At 65.6% G+C, this 18,477-nt stretch carries 15 protein-coding genes; 13 read left to right on the forward strand and 2 right to left on the reverse strand.

All coding sequences use genetic code 11. The features are described 5' to 3' along the window. Positions 1–445 precede the first annotated feature (445 nt). Genes wecB through RRX38_RS24755 form a run of 5 tightly spaced genes read left to right on the forward strand, consistent with a single transcriptional unit; the run spans position 446 to position 8,901 of the window. Positions 446–1,633, forward strand: coding sequence for a non-hydrolyzing UDP-N-acetylglucosamine 2-epimerase (gene wecB, locus RRX38_RS24735; RefSeq protein WP_410524938.1), 1,188 nt, complete (start codon positions 446–448; stop codon positions 1,631–1,633). A gap of 59 nt (positions 1,634–1,692) precedes the next feature. Next, a complete protein-coding gene (locus tag RRX38_RS24740; RefSeq protein ID WP_410524935.1) occupies positions 1,693–3,897 on the forward strand; it encodes a cellulose biosynthesis cyclic di-GMP-binding regulatory protein BcsB in 2,205 nt (734 codons plus the stop codon). 11 nt (positions 3,898–3,908) lie between these two features. Beyond that, positions 3,909–6,017, forward strand: a complete 2,109-nt coding sequence (locus RRX38_RS24745) for a glycosyl transferase family protein (RefSeq protein WP_315962755.1) — start codon at positions 3,909–3,911, stop codon at positions 6,015–6,017. Then, positions 6,014–7,966 carry an NfrA family protein gene (locus RRX38_RS24750; RefSeq protein ID WP_315962756.1) on the forward strand — a complete coding sequence of 651 codons (1,953 nt, stop codon included), beginning with the start codon at positions 6,014–6,016 and terminating at the stop codon, positions 7,964–7,966. The genes RRX38_RS24745 and RRX38_RS24750 overlap by 4 nt, the downstream gene beginning before the upstream one ends. A gap of 50 nt (positions 7,967–8,016) precedes the next feature. Further along, a complete protein-coding gene (locus tag RRX38_RS24755) occupies positions 8,017–8,901 on the forward strand; it encodes a hypothetical protein (RefSeq protein WP_315962757.1) in 885 nt (294 codons plus the stop codon). A 12-nt stretch (positions 8,902–8,913) separates the two neighbouring features. Here RRX38_RS24755 and feaR read toward each other — a convergent pair whose 3' ends face one another. Together feaR and RRX38_RS24765 are read right to left on the reverse strand one after the other, a co-directional pair. Beyond that, complete coding sequence (feaR, locus tag RRX38_RS24760; protein ID WP_315962758.1) at positions 8,914–9,831, reverse strand: transcriptional regulator FeaR; 918 nt, start codon at positions 9,829–9,831, stop codon at positions 8,914–8,916. 78 nt (positions 9,832–9,909) lie between these two features. Beyond that, positions 9,910–10,830 carry a helix-turn-helix domain-containing protein gene (locus RRX38_RS24765; protein WP_315962759.1) on the reverse strand — a complete coding sequence of 307 codons (921 nt, stop codon included), beginning with the start codon at positions 10,828–10,830 and terminating at the stop codon, positions 9,910–9,912. Between the two features lie 377 nt (positions 10,831–11,207). Between RRX38_RS24765 and tynA the strand changes: the two genes are divergently transcribed. From tynA to RRX38_RS24805, 8 genes are all read left to right on the forward strand, one after another. After that, the gene (tynA, locus tag RRX38_RS24770) at positions 11,208–13,460 is read left to right on the forward strand and encodes a primary-amine oxidase (protein ID WP_315962760.1); all 2,253 of its coding nucleotides are present in this window, start codon (positions 11,208–11,210) and stop codon (positions 13,458–13,460) included. A gap of 372 nt (positions 13,461–13,832) precedes the next feature. Further along, entirely contained in the window at positions 13,833–14,225 is a 393-nt protein-coding gene (locus tag RRX38_RS24775; RefSeq protein ID WP_315962761.1) for a CsgE family curli-type amyloid fiber assembly protein, read from the forward strand. A gap of 11 nt (positions 14,226–14,236) precedes the next feature. Further along, positions 14,237–14,641: a curli assembly protein CsgF gene (locus RRX38_RS24780; protein ID WP_315962762.1), complete on the forward strand. Its 405-nt coding sequence runs from the start codon at positions 14,237–14,239 to the stop codon at positions 14,639–14,641. A 93-nt stretch (positions 14,642–14,734) separates the two neighbouring features. Further along, positions 14,735–15,853 carry a hypothetical protein gene (locus tag RRX38_RS24785; RefSeq protein WP_315962763.1) on the forward strand — a complete coding sequence of 373 codons (1,119 nt, stop codon included), beginning with the start codon at positions 14,735–14,737 and terminating at the stop codon, positions 15,851–15,853. 53 nt (positions 15,854–15,906) lie between these two features. Continuing rightward, on the forward strand, positions 15,907–16,770 hold the full coding sequence (locus tag RRX38_RS24790; RefSeq protein ID WP_315962810.1) for a CsgG/HfaB family protein: 864 nt from the start codon (positions 15,907–15,909) through the stop codon (positions 16,768–16,770). Between the two features lie 18 nt (positions 16,771–16,788). Then, positions 16,789–17,292 carry a curlin-associated protein gene (locus tag RRX38_RS24795; protein ID WP_315962764.1) on the forward strand — a complete coding sequence of 168 codons (504 nt, stop codon included), beginning with the start codon at positions 16,789–16,791 and terminating at the stop codon, positions 17,290–17,292. 4 nt (positions 17,293–17,296) lie between these two features. Beyond that, the gene (gene csgH, locus RRX38_RS24800; protein WP_315962765.1) at positions 17,297–17,593 is read left to right on the forward strand and encodes a curli-like amyloid fiber formation chaperone CsgH; all 297 of its coding nucleotides are present in this window, start codon (positions 17,297–17,299) and stop codon (positions 17,591–17,593) included. Between the two features lie 60 nt (positions 17,594–17,653). After that, positions 17,654–18,052, forward strand: coding sequence for a lysozyme inhibitor LprI family protein (locus tag RRX38_RS24805; RefSeq protein ID WP_315962766.1), 399 nt, complete (start codon positions 17,654–17,656; stop codon positions 18,050–18,052). Positions 18,053–18,477 lie beyond the last annotated feature (425 nt).

Consider the following 18,477-nt stretch of genomic DNA (forward strand, 5'->3'; position numbering starts at 1 on the left):
ATCTAATCGGTGCCTCTTACGGCGGTCATGAATTCATATTTTTGGCGCCAAGATAAAGTCTCCAATCCCTCATCAATGCCCCCTCCCTCCGCCAAAAAACTTCCAATACCTTCAAAAAATATATTTAAATTCAAATAGATACCGATTGTTAGGAAGCATCGAAAAAGCGCCTGTATTTCAAACAGGAATCTTTCCGCACTTCAAACAGCTGTTTTCAAAAAGTTTTTAAACGCCCCATTATCGTTTTGCATTGACGCCCATAAAGGTGAATAATCCGCGCGCTATGGGGCTCTTCAAACGTCCTGTTTTTAATCGAGCGTGCCTTCCCGCTTTAACACGTTCGCCGAATGCCTATTCATTTATCACCGGTGGCCCGCCTCCTTGGCGAAGCGGCGCCGTGCTTGTCAGTGCAACATCTGTTGCCGGGGAGGCCATCATCAACCGTTTGCGTATTCTTTCGATCTTCGGCACCCGCCCCGAGGCCATCAAGATGGCGCCGCTGGTCAAGGCACTGGCGGCCGAGCCGAGCCTGGAGTCACGCGTCTGCATCACCGGCCAGCACCAGCAGATGCTCGACCAGGTCATGGACCTGTTCGGCCTCAAGGCGCACTGCCGGCTGGACGTGATGCGCCCGAACCAGAGCCTCAACAGCCTGACCGCCGCGCTGTTCGACGCCATCGACCCGCTGCTCGAAGCCGAACGACCTGACCGCGTGCTGGTGCACGGCGACACCACCACGGCCCTGGTCGCCGCCATGGCGGCCTTCCACCGGCGCATTCCGGTCGGGCATGTCGAAGCCGGGCTGCGCACCGGCGACCTCCGCCAGCCCTGGCCGGAAGAAATGAACCGGCGCAGCATCGACCTGATCGCCGACCAACTGTTCGCGCCTACCGCCGAGTCCCGCTGCAACCTGCTCGACGAACGCCTCGCCGGGCAGATCTGGGTCACCGGCAATACCGTCATCGATGCCCTGCAGAAAACCGCCCGACGCATCGACGACGATGATCACCTGCGCCAGCGCCTGGACAACCGCTTCGGCTTCCTGCAGCCCGGGCGCAGGCTGCTGCTGGTCACCGGCCATCGGCGGGAGAATTTCGGCGAGGGCCTGCGCCACATCTGCCAGGCCCTGCGCCGCCTGGCACAACGCGCCGACCTGCAGATCGTCTACCCGCTGCACCTGAACCCCAACGTCAAGGGCCCGGTCACCGAGCAGCTCGGCGGGCTGCACAACGTGCACCTGATCGAGCCGCAGGACTACCTGTCCTTCGTGCGTTTGATGCAGCGCGCCCACGTGGTGCTCACCGACTCCGGCGGCGTACAGGAAGAGGCGCCGACGCTGGGCAAGCCGGTGCTGGTGATGCGCGATGTCACCGAGCGCCCCGAAGCCGTGGCCGCCGGCACCGCGCGCCTGGTCGGCACCTCGACGCAGTCCATCGAACAGGGGGTCAGCGCACTGCTCGACGACGAGGCGCTGTGGCGCCAGAGCGCCCAGGCCTGCAACCCCTATGGCGACGGCCAGGCCAGTGCGCGGATCGTCGATGCCCTGCTGGGCCGCCCGGTCAGCGAGTTCGCCGTGCGTATGCCACAGGCGGCGCAGCCGCTGGCTGTGCCAGGCCAGACCGTGCCCGGTTGAGCGCCTGCACAGCCCCCCGTTTCAGAAGATCCGCTTTCCACTTGTTCGAGACTCTTGCGATGACATTCATTCCCCAGGGCGTGGCCCGTGTCCTGGCCAGCGCGGCCGGCCTGTTGATGCTGGCGCCCGGCGCCGTGCTGGCTGCCGACAGCCCGCTCAGCCAAGCCCTGGCACAGCTCGATGCCAACCTGCGCCAGGAACGTGAGATCAGCCTCAAAGACCTGGGCATCCGCGACGCCATCGTGCTCAGTACCGAGGCCGCCAAGCGCGAGCTGTATCTGCCGGTGCCGGCCGGTATCCCGCTCAGCGATGCCACGCTGAACTTCAACGCCAGCTACCTGAACAGCGAACGTGGGCGCAACACCCTGCTGCTGTCGCTGGACGGCTACCCGGTCAACGCCCAGGGCCTGAACGACCCGCAGGGCGATGCCAGCGTGACCCTGGGCGTCGACAAGAGCGCCCGGCCGAGCGGCTCGGTGCGTCTGGGCATGGCCTGGTCGGCGAGCACCTCGCAGGCGCTGTGCGAGGACGAACGCGCCATCGGTAACGTGTTGCGCGTCGAGCCCGACACACGCCTGCGCTACAGCTACGATGCCAGCCAGCTGCACGACATCGGCGTGGCCTGGAATGCCCTGCCCGGCCAACCCGGCCTGCTGGTCGCCCCTGGCCCGCTGTCGACCGCCAGTTTCGACGCCGCCTGGCGTCTGGGCGTGGCCCTGGAACGCGTCGGCAAGCAGGCGCGGATCCTGCCGCTGCCGGCGGTGGGCGACACCTTGCTGCTGGACGGGCTGAAGGTGCCCGAGGCGCTGCGCAGCGTGCCGGCCTTCGCCAGCCTCAACGGCCAGGGCCGCTACACCCTGCAGAACGTCGCCGAGGTCGGTGCCCTGCTGGTGCTCGGCCAGACCGCGAACGTGCAGGCCGACCTGGCGGTCGCCGACGCGCAGCTGAGCCAGGCCCTCGACGCGGCCCTGGAGGCCTTGCAGGCCCAGGTGCAGGCGGTCGATGCCCAGGCCGCGCGCGCACTGGGCAAATGGCGCGAGCGGCACCTGCAGGCCAGCGTGCAGGCGCTGGGCCAGGACGACATCCGCCTGGCGATGCTCGGCAGCCGTCCAGTGCTGTCGATCGCCCCCGGGGCCACCGGCAAAGCCATCAGCCTGCTCGATGCGGCCTGGAATCGCCTGGCGCGCAGCAGCCAGCTGAGCATCGCCCAGGCGCAACGACCGCCGAGCCAGGACGGGCGCATCGCCCTGGCCAGCCTGGGCACCCAACCGGCCACCCTGCAAGTGCTGTCGAGCGGCGACTGGACCACCACCTTCCCGCTCGGCTACGTGGCCGGTGACGGTCGCCTGCCGGTCCGTGCGGTGATCGACGTGACCGCCGCACCAGGAGCCTCGGACACCGCGCCGGTGCTGTCGCTGTTTCTCAACGACTACCTGATCGGCGCCGCGCAACTGGTCACCGATGGCCAGCAACAGCGCCTGGAGGCGCGTATCCCGGCCTATGCCCTGGGCTCGCGCAACGTGCTGCGAGTGTTCTTCCAGCGCCAGCCGGTCAGCAACCGCTGCCGGGAAACCCCGCAGGCCTTCCCCGTCACCGTACTGCCGACCAGTCACCTGGTACTGGAGCCGGCCACGCCGAGCGCCAACTTCGCCGGCATGGCCGCGCGCTTCGCCGGCGACAGCCAGGTCCTGGTGCCGCAGGCCTGGCTGGAACAGGCCGCCAGCCGCCTGCCGACGCTCATCAAGGTGGCCGACGCCACAGGCGTTTCGCCCTTACACGCGCAACTGCAGGTGCAGGCTGCCGGTCCCGCGCAGCTGACCCCGGAGCGCCCGTTCCTGGCCTTCGACCTGCCCCCCAAGGACACCGAGCTGGCCGTCCAGGCCGACGCCCAGGGCCGCTTGCTGATCAAGCACAAGGCCGAACCCTGGCTGCAGATCCAGCCCCTGGACCAACTGGCCGCCCTGCAGGTGATCGATGCCGGCCAGCAGCATGGGGTGCTCTACACCAGCCTGGGCGCACACCCGGCCGCCCCTGAGAAAGCCCTGCTGCTGGGCCGTGGCGATGCCTCGATCATCGGCGCCGAAGGCTCACTGGCGACCTTCAGCACCCAGGACCCGAACGGCAACCTGCTGGTGCAGGCCAACGAGCCGGTAGGCCTGGACGCCTGGCGCCAGCCTTCGCGGCTGTGGCTGATTCCCGGTGCGCTGCTGGCCCTGCTGGTCATCGTGCTGGCCGGCCGCCGTGCGCGGCGCAAGCGTCAGTAGATGCAGCGGTCATGACCTCGCTCTACTGGCCCTACTGGCTGGCCCATTACTACAGCTTCCTGGAGGCCGCGACCCTGGTGGTCGCGGTGCTGATCCTGATTTCTGCCCTGGACGACCTGTTCGTCGACCTGTGGTACTGGGCCCGGCGCCTGTATCGCAAGTTCACCGCCGAGCGCCAGTTCCGCCCGCTGAGCGAGGCGCAGCTGCTGGCCAAGGAAGAGCAGCCGCTGGCGATCATGGTCCCGGCCTGGCTGGAATACGACGTCATCGCACCGATGATCGAGAACATGGTCTCGACACTGGACTACCGCAACTACGTGGTCTTCGTCGGCACCTACGTCAACGATCAGCGCACCATCGACGAGGTCGAACGCATGCGCCGGCGCTACCGGCTATTGCATCGCGTCGAGGTGCCGCACGCCGGCCCCACCTGCAAGGCCGACTGCCTGAACTGGGTGATCCAGGCGATCTTCCTGCACGAGAAGACCCATGGCATGACCTTCGCCGGCGTGGTGCTGCACGACAGCGAAGACGTGCTGCACCCGCTGGAGCTGCGCCTGTTCAACTACCTGCTGCCACGCAAGGACATGATCCAGCTGCCGGTGGTGTCGCTGGAGCGCAACTGGTACGAATGGGTGGCCGGCACCTACATGGACGAGTTCGCCGAATGGCACGGCAAGGACCTGGTGGTGCGCGAGAGCCTCACCGACACCGTGCCGTCGGCCGGCGTGGGCACCTGTTTCTCGCACCGCGCCCTGCAGGTGTTGGCGGCGGAAAACCAGAACCAGCCGTTCAACACCGACAGCCTCACCGAAGACTACGACGTGGGTGCACGCCTGGCCCGGCACGGCATGAACGCGATCTTCGTGCGCTTCCCGGTGCAGTACCGCATCCTGCGTAAGTCGTGGTTCCGAGCGCCCTACGAAACCACCCTGACCATGCCGCTGTGCGTGCGCGAGTTCTTCCCCGACACCTTCCGCACGGCGTTTCGCCAGAAGGCCCGCTGGACTCTGGGCATCGGCCTGCAGGGCTGGGAGCAGATGGGCTGGAGCGGTTCGCTGGCCAACCGCTACCTGTTGTTCCGCGACCGCAAGGGGCTGGTCACCTCGTTCGTCAGCATCATCACCTACGTGATCCTCCTGCAGGTGCTGGTGCTGCTGGTGCTGAGTTACACCCGCCTGTGGACGGTGAGCTTCCCGACCCTGTTCGACAGCAGCCGCCTGGTCGAGCTGTTGCTGGTCGCCAACCTGTTCTCGTTGGCCTGGCGCATGGCCCACCGTGTCTACTTCACCACCGTGCTGTACGGCTGGCAGCACGGCCTGCTGTCGATACCGCGGATGATCATCGGCAACTTCGTCAACTTCATGGCAGCCGCACGGGCCTGGCGCATGTTCCTGATCGGCAAGCTGCTGGGCCGCAAGCTGGCCTGGGACAAGACCATGCACGACTTTCCGTCCACCGACCTGGTGGCCATCGCGCCGCGCAAGCTGGGCAACCTGCTGGTGTCGTGGCAGGCGATCAGCGACGAAACCCTGCAGGCCGCACTGGCCGAACAGAAAGACCGCCCCTTGCCGCTGGGACGCATCCTGCTGGGCCGCGGCTGGCTGGACGACGAGACCCTGGCCGAGGCCATCGCCTTCCAGAGCGACCTGCCGCGTGTCTACGACCTGGCGAATCATCGGCATGAAGACCGCGCCAACGATGAGCACCTGCGGCGCTGGCGCGCCGTGGCGCTGAGCCCCGACGCCCAGGGCCGGCCGCGCATCGCGGTGACCAGCCCGCTGCCCGCCGAAGGCCTGCAGCAGCTGACCACGCAACTGGGCGCCGAGCCCGCGCAGCTGATTGCCCGGGAAAGCGAGATCACCGCCTGCCTGCGTGAACTGGGCAGCACCCCGGACGGCGCGCCGCCGGCCGCCAGCGCGCCGCTGCTCGGCGACCTGTTGATCGAATCCGGGCAGATCGACCGCCGTGTGTTCGACGACGCGATGCTCCACTACCGGCCGGACGAACATGGCCGTATCGGTGATTACCTGGTGGGCATCGGCGTGCTGTCGCGTGAGGTCATCGACCAGGCGGTGGCGCGCCAGTACCGTTTCGCCCCGCAGGAGCCTGTCTCATGAAGCCTGCCCTGCTCCCCTGCCTGGCCGGCCTGCTCCTGCTGCCCGTCAGTACCCTCGCCGACACCCTGCCGCTGCCGCTCAGCGGGCCGGCCTATCGGCTGGCCGAAGAGGCCAGCCAGGCCTATGCCCGCCAGGACTACGACACGGCCCTGGCCAAGGCCCGCGAGGCGCAGCGCCAACGCCCCGATGCCGTGCAACTGCAAAGGCTGATCGACCAGATCTTGCATGATCGGCAGCACGGTACAGCGGCCTCACGGCCTCACGCTGCCGCCGTCGCCGACAGCGCCAGCAGGGGCTATCAGGCCGCCAGCCAGGCGCTGCGCGACTATCAGCGCGGCGCTTACCCTGCCGCCACACAGGCCGCGCGCCGTGCCGTCGAACAAGCCCCGGACAATTACGCCTACCGCCTGATGCTGATCGAAACCCTGCAGCGTCAACAGCAACTGGAGCCGGCGCATGTCGCCACCCTGGACGCCCTGGCGCGCTTCGGTCCGCGCCCGGAACTGCTGCAGCGTCGCCAGTCGATCGAGGCCCAGCAGGCCGTGGACGTTGCCGACCTCGGCTATGCCGCCCTGGCCCGTGGCGATTCGGCACAGGCGGTGCGCCTGGCCCGCGAGGTGGTGCAGCTGGACGCACAGAAACTGGCCTACCGACGCCTGCTGGTCGACGCACTGGTCGCCGACGGGCAGTACCCGGCGGCCCGCGATGCCGCCAGCGACGCCCTGCGCCTGAACGCCCATGACAGCGTCCTGCTGGTGCACCGTGGGCAGATGCGCCGGCGCCTCGGCGACCTGCCGGGCGCACACCAGGACTTCAACCAGGCGCTGTTGCAGAACGACCTGCCCGAGCGCGAGCGCGCCGCGCTGCATGTCGCCCTCAACCAGCCAGAACCGGCCCTGCGCGAGCTGCTGACGGCGCAGCGCCAGGGCCAGCTACAAGGCGCTGACCAGGTGCAACTGGCCTACCTGCTGAGCCAGGCCGGCGAACCTGCACAGGCACTGGCGACCTTCCGTGCGGCGGATCGCGACACCGGCCTGCAGGCCGAGGCCCTGCGCGATGCGGCCTACAGCGCACAGCGTAACGGCGACGATGCCCAGGCCATCGCCTGGTTCGAACGGGTGCTGGACCAGCAGCGCGCTGGCCAACTGACGATGAACGACCAGCAGGTGTTCGACACCCGGCGCGCCGTGGCCGACCTGGCGCGACGCTGGAGCCTGGTCAACACCACCAGCTATCGCGGCGCGACGACCGCCAGCGGCCTGGCCGGCACGCCAGGCGCGCGCCTGGACAGCCTGCAGAACATCACCGAGCTGGCCTGGCGGCCGCTGGGCTACAACAACGCACGCTTCGTCGAGCTTTACGGCCGCGTCACCGACACCCTGTGGAGCCGGCAAGGCGGCGGCGGCCTCGATGCGCTGTCCGGCGCCGTGGGGGTGCGTGCCAAGCCACTGGCCGCGCACAACGTCATGCTCGCCGTGGAACGCACCTTCCCCCTCGGCTCGAACGGCCCCGATGGCGACTGGCTGCTGCGCCTGGGCTACGGCCTGAGCAACGGCACCGACCTGCGCGTCGATGAACCCAGCTGGTGGACCTCGCAGTTGTACCTGGAAGCCGGGCGCTACCTGCAGGCCGCGCGCAACTACGCCGTCAGCGAGTGGCAGATCGGCCGCAGCCTGCGCCTGGACGCCATCAGCCCGACGCTGGTGGTCTTTCCTCATGCGGTGCTGGCCACCGACTACGACGCGCGGATGCGCAGCGAGACCGACGGCCAGGGCCGTCCCGGCACGGCCGGGGGCGCGGGGGTGGGCGTCGGCCTGCGCTACTGGATGCGTGAAACCCAGTACCGGGCACCGCAGTCCTACCTGGACCTGACTGTGCAATACCGCGATCGGATCTTCGGCGACGACCGCGCCGAGGGCCTGGTGGCGCGCCTGACCTATGCCTGGTAAACCGCCCCAGACGACCGGGTCAACCGCCGTTTTTCAAGGACGCCGAATGCATGCCCTTAGCCGCTTTCCTGCCCCGCCTCTCGACCCGCGCCCGCCTCGTGGCGGCGGCACTGCTGGGCCTCATCGTGCTCGGCACCGGCACGCTCCAGGTGCTTGACCGGCGAACGGCGCAGCCGTTGATTGCCGGTATCGTCTGGCAGCCCGACAACGCCACCGTGGGCATCCAGGGCGACTGGCAGCGCCTCGGCGCCCGGGAATTGCTGGTGCAGTGGACGGTGGTCGACGACCAGGCGTTCATACCCGGCACCGGCCTGCCGCAGGTCCCGGTACTGCCCGACTGGTCACGCATCGCCGCCCAGCCCTGGGCCCAGGAGGTGATCCTCGGCCTGGCCGGCTACTTCAGTGAAGGCCGCTCGCGGGACAACATCGAGCATCTGGCAGCGCTGTCCGAGCGGCTGGCGCGGCTGACGACGCCGCTGCAGGTCAGCGGCTGGTACTTCCCTGCCGAGGTCGACCCCAGCTGGACCCGCGCCCGGGAGCTGCCGGCACTGCTGGCCAAGCTGCCGCGGCCGCTGTGGATCAGCGTCTACGACGGCGCCAACATCGGCCCGGCGGCCACTGCCGAGTGGCTGCAGGGCTGGCTGCCGGCGGATGTCGGGGTGTTCTTCCAAGACGGTGTCGGGGTGTACGCCCGCAGCGCCCCGGTGGCGCGCCAGTACGCCGACGCGCTCAGCCAGCGCCTGGGCAAAGCGCGGGTACGGCTGATCGCCGAAGCCTTCCGCCCCCAGCTCGGCGGCGGCTTTCGCCCTGCCACGCTGGACGAGCTGCGTCCGCAACTGGCCGCCTACGCCGGCTACCCGCTGTACCTGTTCGACGGCCCGCACTACGTCACCCCGGCGCTGGTCGAGGGGTTGGCCACGGACTCGTCGCCGTGAGCGTGCCGCGCCTCAGCCCCGATGCTGCTTTCGGTACTCGCTGGGTGACAGACCGAAGCGTGCCTTGAAGGCGGTGGAGAAGTAGCAGTAGCTGGAAAAGCCCCAGGCGTAGCCGAGGGTCGAGAGGTTCTGGGTCTGCTGGCCACAGCGCAGCGATTCGGCGCACAGGTCCAGGCGGCGGTTACGGATGTACTGGGCAACGACCAGGTTCTTGCGGGCAAACAGGCGGTACAGGCCCCGCACCGAGACGCCGACGTCACGGGCCAGGCTTTCGGGCCCCAGGGCTTCATCGGTGATTTGCGTGTCGATCAGCGCCAGGGCCTTGCGCAGCAGGCGCTCATGCGCGTCGGTCTCGCTCAGCGTGGCGCTGATCGCCGGACGCAGCAGGTCCAGGGTGGCGCCCAGGATGGCTTCGCTCTCGGCCAGGCTCAGGCAGCTCTGGCGGCTGGCATCGACGATCAGCCGGCTGGCCAGGCGGGCGATCGGCGAGTGTCCGGGCACCCGCTGGGCGCAGCGCACCTCGGCGAACTGCAGGCTTTTCTCGACCAGCGGGCGGGGCAGGATCAACGACAGTTGCCGGGAGCTTTCGCTGTACAGGAAGTTGCTCGGCACGGCAGCGTCGATCAGCGTGATGTCGCCGGCCTGCAAGGCGGCGCTGTCCGTCCCCTGTTCCATGCGTGCCTGCCCCTGCAGCTGGAAGACCGCGTAGTAGTGGTTGTCGTCGCCCTGGCTCAGTTCACGGGGCCCGCGATACAACTGCGCACCACAGACATCGACGATGCTCAGCTTCAGCGCACCGCTGCGAAACTCTTCCAGGGCCGCGTTGCAGGTCTGCCCCAGAGGCCGTGCGGCGAAAGCGCCACAGGCCTGGTTGACCTGTTGCAGCCAGGCGTTGAATCGATCGGCCTGTGCGGCCTGTGCCATGCCCATGTCTTACAGCCCCGCTGCGTTGTTGTTGTCGGTTGGCGATGTGCCGTTGTACCTCGATCGCCGGCGTGCTTCAAACGCTCAGAGGTTGCGACGCAGCCCTGACGGCCGTTCGCCGAACAGCTTCTGGTATTCGAGGCTGAAGTAGCTGGGGTGCTCGAAGCCCCAGCGCGCGGCGACTTCGGCGATGCACTGCTGCGGGTCCTGGCGCAGGCTGCGCCGTGCACCGTTGAGACGCACCGAGCGCAGATACTGCACCGGGCTGACCGCGGCCACGCTCTGAAAGCTGTATTGCAAGGTACGCCGCGAAATCTTCAGGCGCTGGCACAGTTCCAGAAGGCTCGGTGGCTGCTCGGTCCGCTCCAGCAGCCACTGATGGCAGCGCTCGACGATGTAACGCCGCGTACCGGCAGCGGGCAGGACCGGCGCCTCACCGGCCAGGCTGTCGAGCCAGTCGGCGACGGTCAGCACCAGCCAGGCCTTGGACTGCGCACACGAGACGCCAAGGGTGGACGTCGCGTCGAGCATGGCCAGCAGGCGTGGAACGTCGGCGGCCAGACGTGCAGCGGGCATCGGCAGGGGCTGCACGACCGGGTTGTACTGCAACCTGAACAGGCGTTCTTCGTCGAGCAGCCCGGCCAGCGCCGCCAGCGGGATGGACAGGCAGAGCACGTCCATGCCCGCCGGGCTGACCACCCGCAGTGGCTCCTGGGCCGGCAGCAGGCTCGGCTGACGGGCGCAAATGAGGCTGTGTTCATCGGCCTGTGGCCAGGCCAACGGGACCAGGATGTTCAGCGCCGCCGCAGGCAGGCGAATCGACTGCAGCACCGACCGGTTCAAGCGCTCGCGGAACACCTGCACGTCGTCGGCCTGGGCGGTGCTCAGCCAGCCATCCAGCGGGCCGGGGCTGAGCTGGTCATAACACTGCTGCCAACCCGGCAGCGCATTGGCATGTTCGAAGATGTCGGTGGTGTGCACCCATTGCCGCACGCATGTGTTCAAGTTGCGCCCTCGTCGCAGAACTTCCCGAACGTTGTGCAATGTTTCTGCAACGGCCATGCCGTACTTCCTCGTGCCGGCGGTATGAAACCTGGAAATCACTCGAAGTGCCCCGCGATCTTCTGCCTTTGAACCTCGCAAACCCATCTGGCACGGGACTTTCAGCGCGATGCTGCCGATCAGTTGCCAATTTGTGTTAATGCCCTGAAGAACGCCTGAATTAGAGTCGCGGCAACATTGATCGCCCACTTGAAAGTGTCCGTCACCGGCGCTGTCAGGGATAAACAAGTGCCTGGCAGGCAGACAAAAAAGAGGGGGCGTTGCTGTTACCAAAAGAACCATAAGCCGTTTGCAAAACGGTCATGCCGAGGACCCGACTCATGCTCAACACCACAACGACTTTCAGAACACTGGCCCTGGCCGCCGCACTCTGTACCTTGTCGGGTATGGCCCTGGCCCATGGCGGGGCGGCCGAGATGGTGCCTTTGCAAACCACGCTGGAAGCCTTCGGCGCCCAGGTGAAATGGGACGATTACGCCGGCCTGTTCGTCATCACCAAAGGCGGCGCCTACGTGAAGGTCAAACCCGACAGCCACGTGGCACAGCTCAACGGCAAACGCCTGGAGCTGAGCGTGCCGGTGGTGTTCAAGGGCAAGACCGCCTACATGGCCAAGGACTTCATCAATCAGGTGTTCCAGTCGGGCCTGGACAAGACCTTCGTAGTCGAGTCCACACCACACCCGCTCAACCCGCTCAGTGCCCAGGAGATCGAGCGCGCCGTGGCGGTGATCAAGGCCTCGGACAAGCACCTGCCAGACCTGCGCTTCAGCCAGATCAGCCTGGTCGAGCCGGACAAGGCCCAGGTCTGGGCCTTCGCCCTCACCGGCAAGGCCGTAAGCCAGCCACGCCAGGCCAGCGTGACGCTGCTGCATGGCGCCCATGTGATCGAAGCGCGGGTCGACCTGGCCAGCCAGAAACTGCTGTCCTGGACGCCCATCGAAGGCGCGCATGGCATGGTGCTGCTGGATGACTTCGCCACCGTGCAGTCGGTGATCGAGAACAGCCCCGAATACGCCCAGGCGGTGGCCAAGCGCGGCATCACCGACCTGAAGAAAGTCATCGGCACGCCCCTGACTGTCGGTTACTTCGACAACAAGGACGGCCTACAGCAGGACAAGCGCCTCCTCAAGGTGGTGTCCTACCAGGACGTGGGCGACGGCAACTACTGGGCGCATCCCATCGAGAACCTGGTGGCGGTAGTCGACCTAGAGCAGAAGAAGATCATCAAGATCGAGGACCAGGGCGTGATTCCCGTGCCCCTGGCGCCGCGCCCGTACAACGGCAGCGACCGGGTGCAGACAGCGCTCAAGCCGCTGCAGATCATCGAACCGGAGGGCAAGAACTACACCATCAAGGGCAACAGCATTCACTGGCAGAACTGGGACCTGCACCTGCACCTGGACTCGCGGGTGGGGCCGGTGCTCTCCACGGTCAGCTACAACGACCGTGGCACCCGACGCAAGGTCATGTACGAGGGCAACCTCGGCGGCATGGTGGTGCCCTACGGCGATCCGGACACCGGCTGGTACTTCAAGGCCTATCTGGACTCGGGCGAGTACGGCATGGGCACCCTCACCTCGTCGATCCAGCCCGGCAAGGACGCGCCGGAAAACGCCGTGCTGCTGGACGCGACCATCGCCGACTACACCGGCGCACCAATGACCATCCCGCGCGCCATGGCGATCTTCGAGCGCTATGCCGGCCCCGAATACAAGCACCAGGAAATGGGCCAGCCCAACGTCAGCACCGAGCGTCGTGAGCTGGTGGTGCGCTGGATCAGCACCGTGGGCAACTACGACTACATCTTCGACTGGGTCTTCCAGCCCAACGGCACCCTGGGCATCAACGCCGGAGCTACCGGCATCGAGGCGGTCAAGGGCGTGAAGAGCCGCACCATGCACGACCAGACCGCCGCCCATGACACCCAGTACGGCACGCTGATCGACCACAACATCGTCGGCACCACACACCAGCACATCTACAACTTCCGCCTCGACCTGGACGTGGATGGCGAGAACAACTCGCTGGTGGAAATGAACCCGGTGGTGCTGCCCAACGACCGGGGCGGGCCGCGCACCAGCACCATGCAGGTCAAGCAGCGCACGGTGCCGGACGAACAGCAGGCGGCGCAGAAATTCGACCCCTCGACCATCCGCCTGCTGAGCAACCCGAACAAGGAAAACAAGCTCGGCAACCCGGTGTCGTACCAGTTGATTCCCTATGCCGGCGGCACCCATCCGGTGGCCCAGGGTGCCAACTTCGGCCAGGACGAGTGGATCTACAACCGCCTGAACTTCATGAGCAAGCAGATCTGGGTGACCCGCTACGACCCCAACGAGCGCTATCCGGAGGGCCTGTACCCCAACCGCTCGGCGAAGGACACCGGACTGGCGCAGTTCACCGCCAACAACCAGCCGATCGACAACACCGACAACGTGGTCTGGCTGACCACTGGCACCACCCACGTGGCGCGCGCCGAGGAATGGCCGATCATGCCGACCGAATGGGTCAACGTGCTGCTCAAGCCGTGGAACTTCTTCGATGAGACCCCGACCCTGGGCCTGAAGAAGTAACGAACCTGTCGGGTGGGAAGCCGCGTGCTCCCACCCATCCCCTCTCTCCCGCCGATCTCTTTCCGCTCGCCCAAAAGAACGCCGAGCGCGCGTCGGAAATTATTTGGCGCCAGCTTATTGGTTTGGGCTATTTCGCAATTATTTGCGTGATGAAAAATTTTTTTGACGTCAGAAAAAACGACTAAAGGAAGTCATTAAAACCGCCTTTAAATCCCTCTTTGACGCCAAAAAAATAAATTTAAATTTTTTCTAAAAAACAGTAGCACTTTGTAATTAGGTGGATATAAATACGCTCCCTATAGACCCGTTATTCAGCCCGATGCCATGAACGACTTGCGAATTGTGAGTGCGTGCGTCCTGCAGTTGTGCCTGATGTCTCCCGGTTTTGCCGAGTCGAGTGTCAGCAGCAGCGCAGCCCTGAGCCCCTCACGCACCCTGTCCCAGGAAGTCGGCGGGCTGGTCGTCGGGCAGACCATGACCCTGGCAGGTCGCACGTTCTACGACAGTTTCGCCAGTGCATGGAACGACAAGGACAGCGATGGTCGCTTCAGTGTCTCGATCACTGAGCGGCCCACGGCGCGGCTGGGCAGCCAGGTATTCGTCGATTACGGCAACCGCCGTCTGTTCCAGATGTTTCTGCCGCCCAACCGCAGTCTCATCCCGGAGATCGGCGCGAATGCAGCGGCCCAGGTGTATGACGCGATCCTGCACTACCAGGTCGCACAGTTTTTTGGCGACCCGGACATCGGGCGAGATGAATTTTGAAAGGTGAACTCATGTTGCGTATCGCTCTGGGCATGCTTCTGACCCTGTGCGGCAGCGTACAGGCCGGCGAACTGGTGTACACACCGCAGAACCCGTCGTTCGGCGGTAACCCGCTCAATGGCGCGGTGCTGCTCAACCAGGCCAATGCGCAGAACAAGTTCACCGAATCGACCGCTTCCAGCCAGCAGTCTTCGCTGGAGCAGTTCAACAGCATGTTGCAAAGCGCGATTCTCAGCCGTGTGTCATCGGCGGTCACTTCAAGCATCGTCGGCACGGACGGCAAACTGTCGCCCGGGGTGGTGGAAACCACCGACTTCAGTATCGCCATCACCAATCTTCAAGGTGGCCTGCTGCAGATCGTGACGACCGATAAACGAACGGGACAGACCACCCAGTTTCAAGTGAACCAACCGTAATACCGCTCGAACTTGCAATGCTGTAATGCGCGTTTCCAGCTGTACCCGAACTTGCCTTACAACGATAACTTCCCAATTAAAGGATGTACTTCCATGCACGCTCAAAAAGCCTTGTTGTCCGTTGCCGTACTGTTCGCCATCAGCGGTTCCGCGCTGGCCGATAACAGCACTGTGAATACCAACCAGAACGGTTCGGGCAACCGCCTCGTTTCGACCCAGGTCAGCGCCGATCGCTCCTCGGTCACCATCAACCAGACCGGCGCCAACAACGGTGCCGACGTTCAGCAGACCGCCAATCGCAGCCAGGTGGGCGTGAACCAGACCGGCAGCCAGAACAGCGCCGTGGCCCGCCAGGACGGTGACCGCAACAACAGCAGCATCACCCAGGTCGGTAACGGCGCACAGAACGCCACCATCGCCCAGGACGGCTACCGCAACGTCGCCAGCATCGGCCAGAACTACAGCGTCAACACCGGCGCCACCATCAACCAGGGTGGCTGGAGCAACAACGCCTCGGCCGTGCAGAACGGCAACCTGAACAGCGCGGCCAACCTGACCCAGAGCGGCATCAGCAACCAGGCGTCGAGCAACCAGCAGGGCAACGTCTCCAGCCAGGCCACCCTGAACCAGAACGGCGGCTTCAACAACAACGGTTCGGTCACCCAGACCGGCAACACCAGCGCCGGCGCCAGCCTGACCCAGACCTGGGGCAGCAACAACCAGGCCTCGATCAGCCAGCAGTACACCGTCGCCAACAACACCGCCAGCATCGAGCAGAACTACGGCGCAACCAACCAGGCTTCGGTCAGCCAGGCCGGCGGCTGGAACAACTCGGCGTCGGTCAAGCAGAACGGCGGCATGTTCAACAACGCCAACGTCAACCAGCTCTCCGTGGCTGAAAGCTCGGCGAACATCCGCCAGAACGGCGTCAACAACAGCGCCAACGCCAACCAGTCGTACGGCTACGCGCTGAAGTCGGACATCGCCCAAGACGGTTCCAACCTGACCGCCAACACCGTGCAGACCGGCAGCTACAACGAAGCCTCGCTGCTGCAGACCGGCTACAACAACAGCGCCAACGTCAACCAGAGCGGTATCGGCCTGGCCGGCCAGAGCAACGTCGTGGCGCTGACCCAGGCCAACAGCAACCAGACCGCCAACGTGGTGCAGACCGGCGGCGCCGGCAACACCGCCATCGTTACCCAGCGCTGATCGTTGCTGCAGCCCCGCCGCCGGTCGGCGGGGCCTTTCGGAGAGTCATGAAGATGTACACCCGCTCATTGCCATTGTTCCTTTGTGCAGTAATGCTGATCAGCGGCTGTACCACTTCACGCCCGGCGGCCACCTTCAACCCGGCCGCCCTGGCACCCCCTACCCAGATTTCCCGCGATCTGCTCAGCCTGCCTGCTCCCGCCGGCCCGATTTCCGTGGCGGTGTATGGCCTGCGTGACCAGACCGGACAATACAAGCCTTCCCCGGACAGTTCGTTCTCCACCGCTGTGACCCAGGGCGCCGCGTCGCTGCTGGTGACCGCGCTGCGTGATTCGAAGTGGTTCAAGCCGGTGGAGCGTGAAAACCTCCAGGACCTGCTCACCGAGCGCAAGATCATCCGCGCCCTGGAGCAGCCTCAGGACCAGGCCCTGGTGCAGTTGCCACCACTGCGGCCGGCCAACCTGATCGTCGAAGGCGCCATCGTCGCCTACGAAAGCAACGTGCGCACCGGCGGCCTGGGCGTGCGCTACCTGGGCATCGGCCCCTCGGAGCTGTATCGCCAGGACCAGGTGACGGTCAACTTGCGCGCCGTGGACATCCGCAGCGGCGAGATCATCCAGAGCATCACCACCACCAAAACGGTGTTTTCCGTGCAGGTCGACTTCGGCGTGTTCAAGTACGTCTCGCTCAAGCACCTTCTGGAAGTGGAAACCGGCATCAGCCGCAACGAGCCGGTGCAGCAATGCGTGCGCGAGGCCATCGAGACCGCCCTGGTGCACATGGTCGCCCAGGGTGTGCGCGACGGCAGCTGGCGCCTGAAGAACCCCGAAGACATCCAGTCGCCGTTGCTGCAGGCCTACCTGAAGAGCTACGACGAACAGACCCTGGCCATGCCCCTGACCGGCACCGACCGCTAACCGAGGACGGCACTGAAAATGGCATCGCACTTCAACACTCGCTGGCTGGCTGCCACCCTGCTGATGCTCAGCGGCCTGTGCCAGGCCGGCGACCTGAGCCCCGAGCCGCGTTACGCCGGGATCGTCAACGGCACCGTGGCGAACATCGAGCAGGCTGGCGGCTGGAACGCCACCCGCGTCGAACAGAGCGGCACCAGCCAGCAGCTGCAACAGCAGCAGAACGGCCTGCGCAACCAGGCGCAGATCACCCAGGGCGGAGCCTGGAACCAGGCCAGCGCGCAGCAGCTCGGCCGTGACAACGAGCTGACCATCACCCAGACCGGCCAGCACAACCAGGCCGATGTGTTGCAGAACGGCATCGGCAACGTCGCCAGCGTGCAGCAGGCCGGCAACTGGAACCAGGCCTCGGTGACCCAGTACGGCAACGGCAACCAGGCCAGCGTGCAGCAGAGCAGCTATTCCGGCAGCGCCTCGGTGACCCAGTACGGCAACAACTCCACCGCCAGCGTGCGCCAGTGGTGAGGCGATGATCGATCTGGCGCAGCTGGTCGTAAGCCTCGACACCCAGCGGGTCGGCGACATGCTGCAGATCCGCCCGCACCTGGAAAGCCCACCGGCACTGACCCTGCAATACCGCCTCACGGTGCGCCAGAACGGCCCCGCCGGCACTTCCAGCCTCAGCCAGAGTGGCGAGCTGCACAGTGGCGAGACCTCCTCGGCCTTGGTGCAGCTGAGCCTGCCACCCGGCGCGACCTGCCTGGCGCACCTCGACCTGCTGCAGGACGGCCAGTTGCTCAAGCAACTCGACGGCCCCTGCGAATAACCCACGGCAGGCGCTGAACCGGTATCCTGTGTCGCCGACCACCGACCGACAGAGGGACCTATGTCACTGCCCCGCGCACTGCTGCTCGCCACCCTGGCCCTGCCCGCCCTGCTGAACACCGCTCAGGCCAAAGAACCGCAATACAGCGTCACCTACGAGCGCTGCATGGACACCTCGGGGGGCGTGACTGCCGAGATGGTCAGTTGCATCGGTGCCGAGCTAAAGCGCCACGACGCACGCCTCAACGCCCAGTACAAGGCCGCCCTGGCCAGCCTCGAGGAAAACCAGCAGGCCCTGCTGCGCGAGGCGCAGCGCCAGTGGATCAAATACCGCGACGCCAACTGCGGCCTGTACGCACAGCTTACCGGCGGCACCATCGACCGCCTCAACAGCGCCACCTGCGTACTCGACGCCACCGCGCGGCGCGCTGACGAACTGGAAGACATCGCCGGGATGTAGGCCAACCGTGGCCTGACCGGGCGATGTGCAGGCATCTCACATTGCCATGGCAAAAGGCTTACAAGTGATAGCGGAAAATTGCCATTTTCCGGCTGCAGGCACAGGCCTAATATCGGATCCAACCACTGGTGAACAGGAAGCTCACCAGGATCAGGGACGATCGACCATGAAGGGACTCTGCTGACAGGGAGTTGGAATGGTCTTGGACAAAGAACCCGCTTCGGCGGGTTTTTTATTGCCTGCACGAAAGTGCGCCAGGGGCCGTGTTGCACGGAGCCTCACGGCGCCAGGTCGCAGCGCCATCCATATAGATATCAAGCTATATAGATAGCTATAAAAGCCTTCCTATGGCTCAGATAGCGCACTCCAGCTTTCTGGCGGAGCAAGCTTGCGAAGGCCGCCACACCGCACCAGGCCCTTTCGCG

Source organism: Pseudomonas sp. DTU_2021_1001937_2_SI_NGA_ILE_001 (assembly GCF_032463525.1).
Classification (GTDB): domain Bacteria; phylum Pseudomonadota; class Gammaproteobacteria; order Pseudomonadales; family Pseudomonadaceae; genus Aquipseudomonas.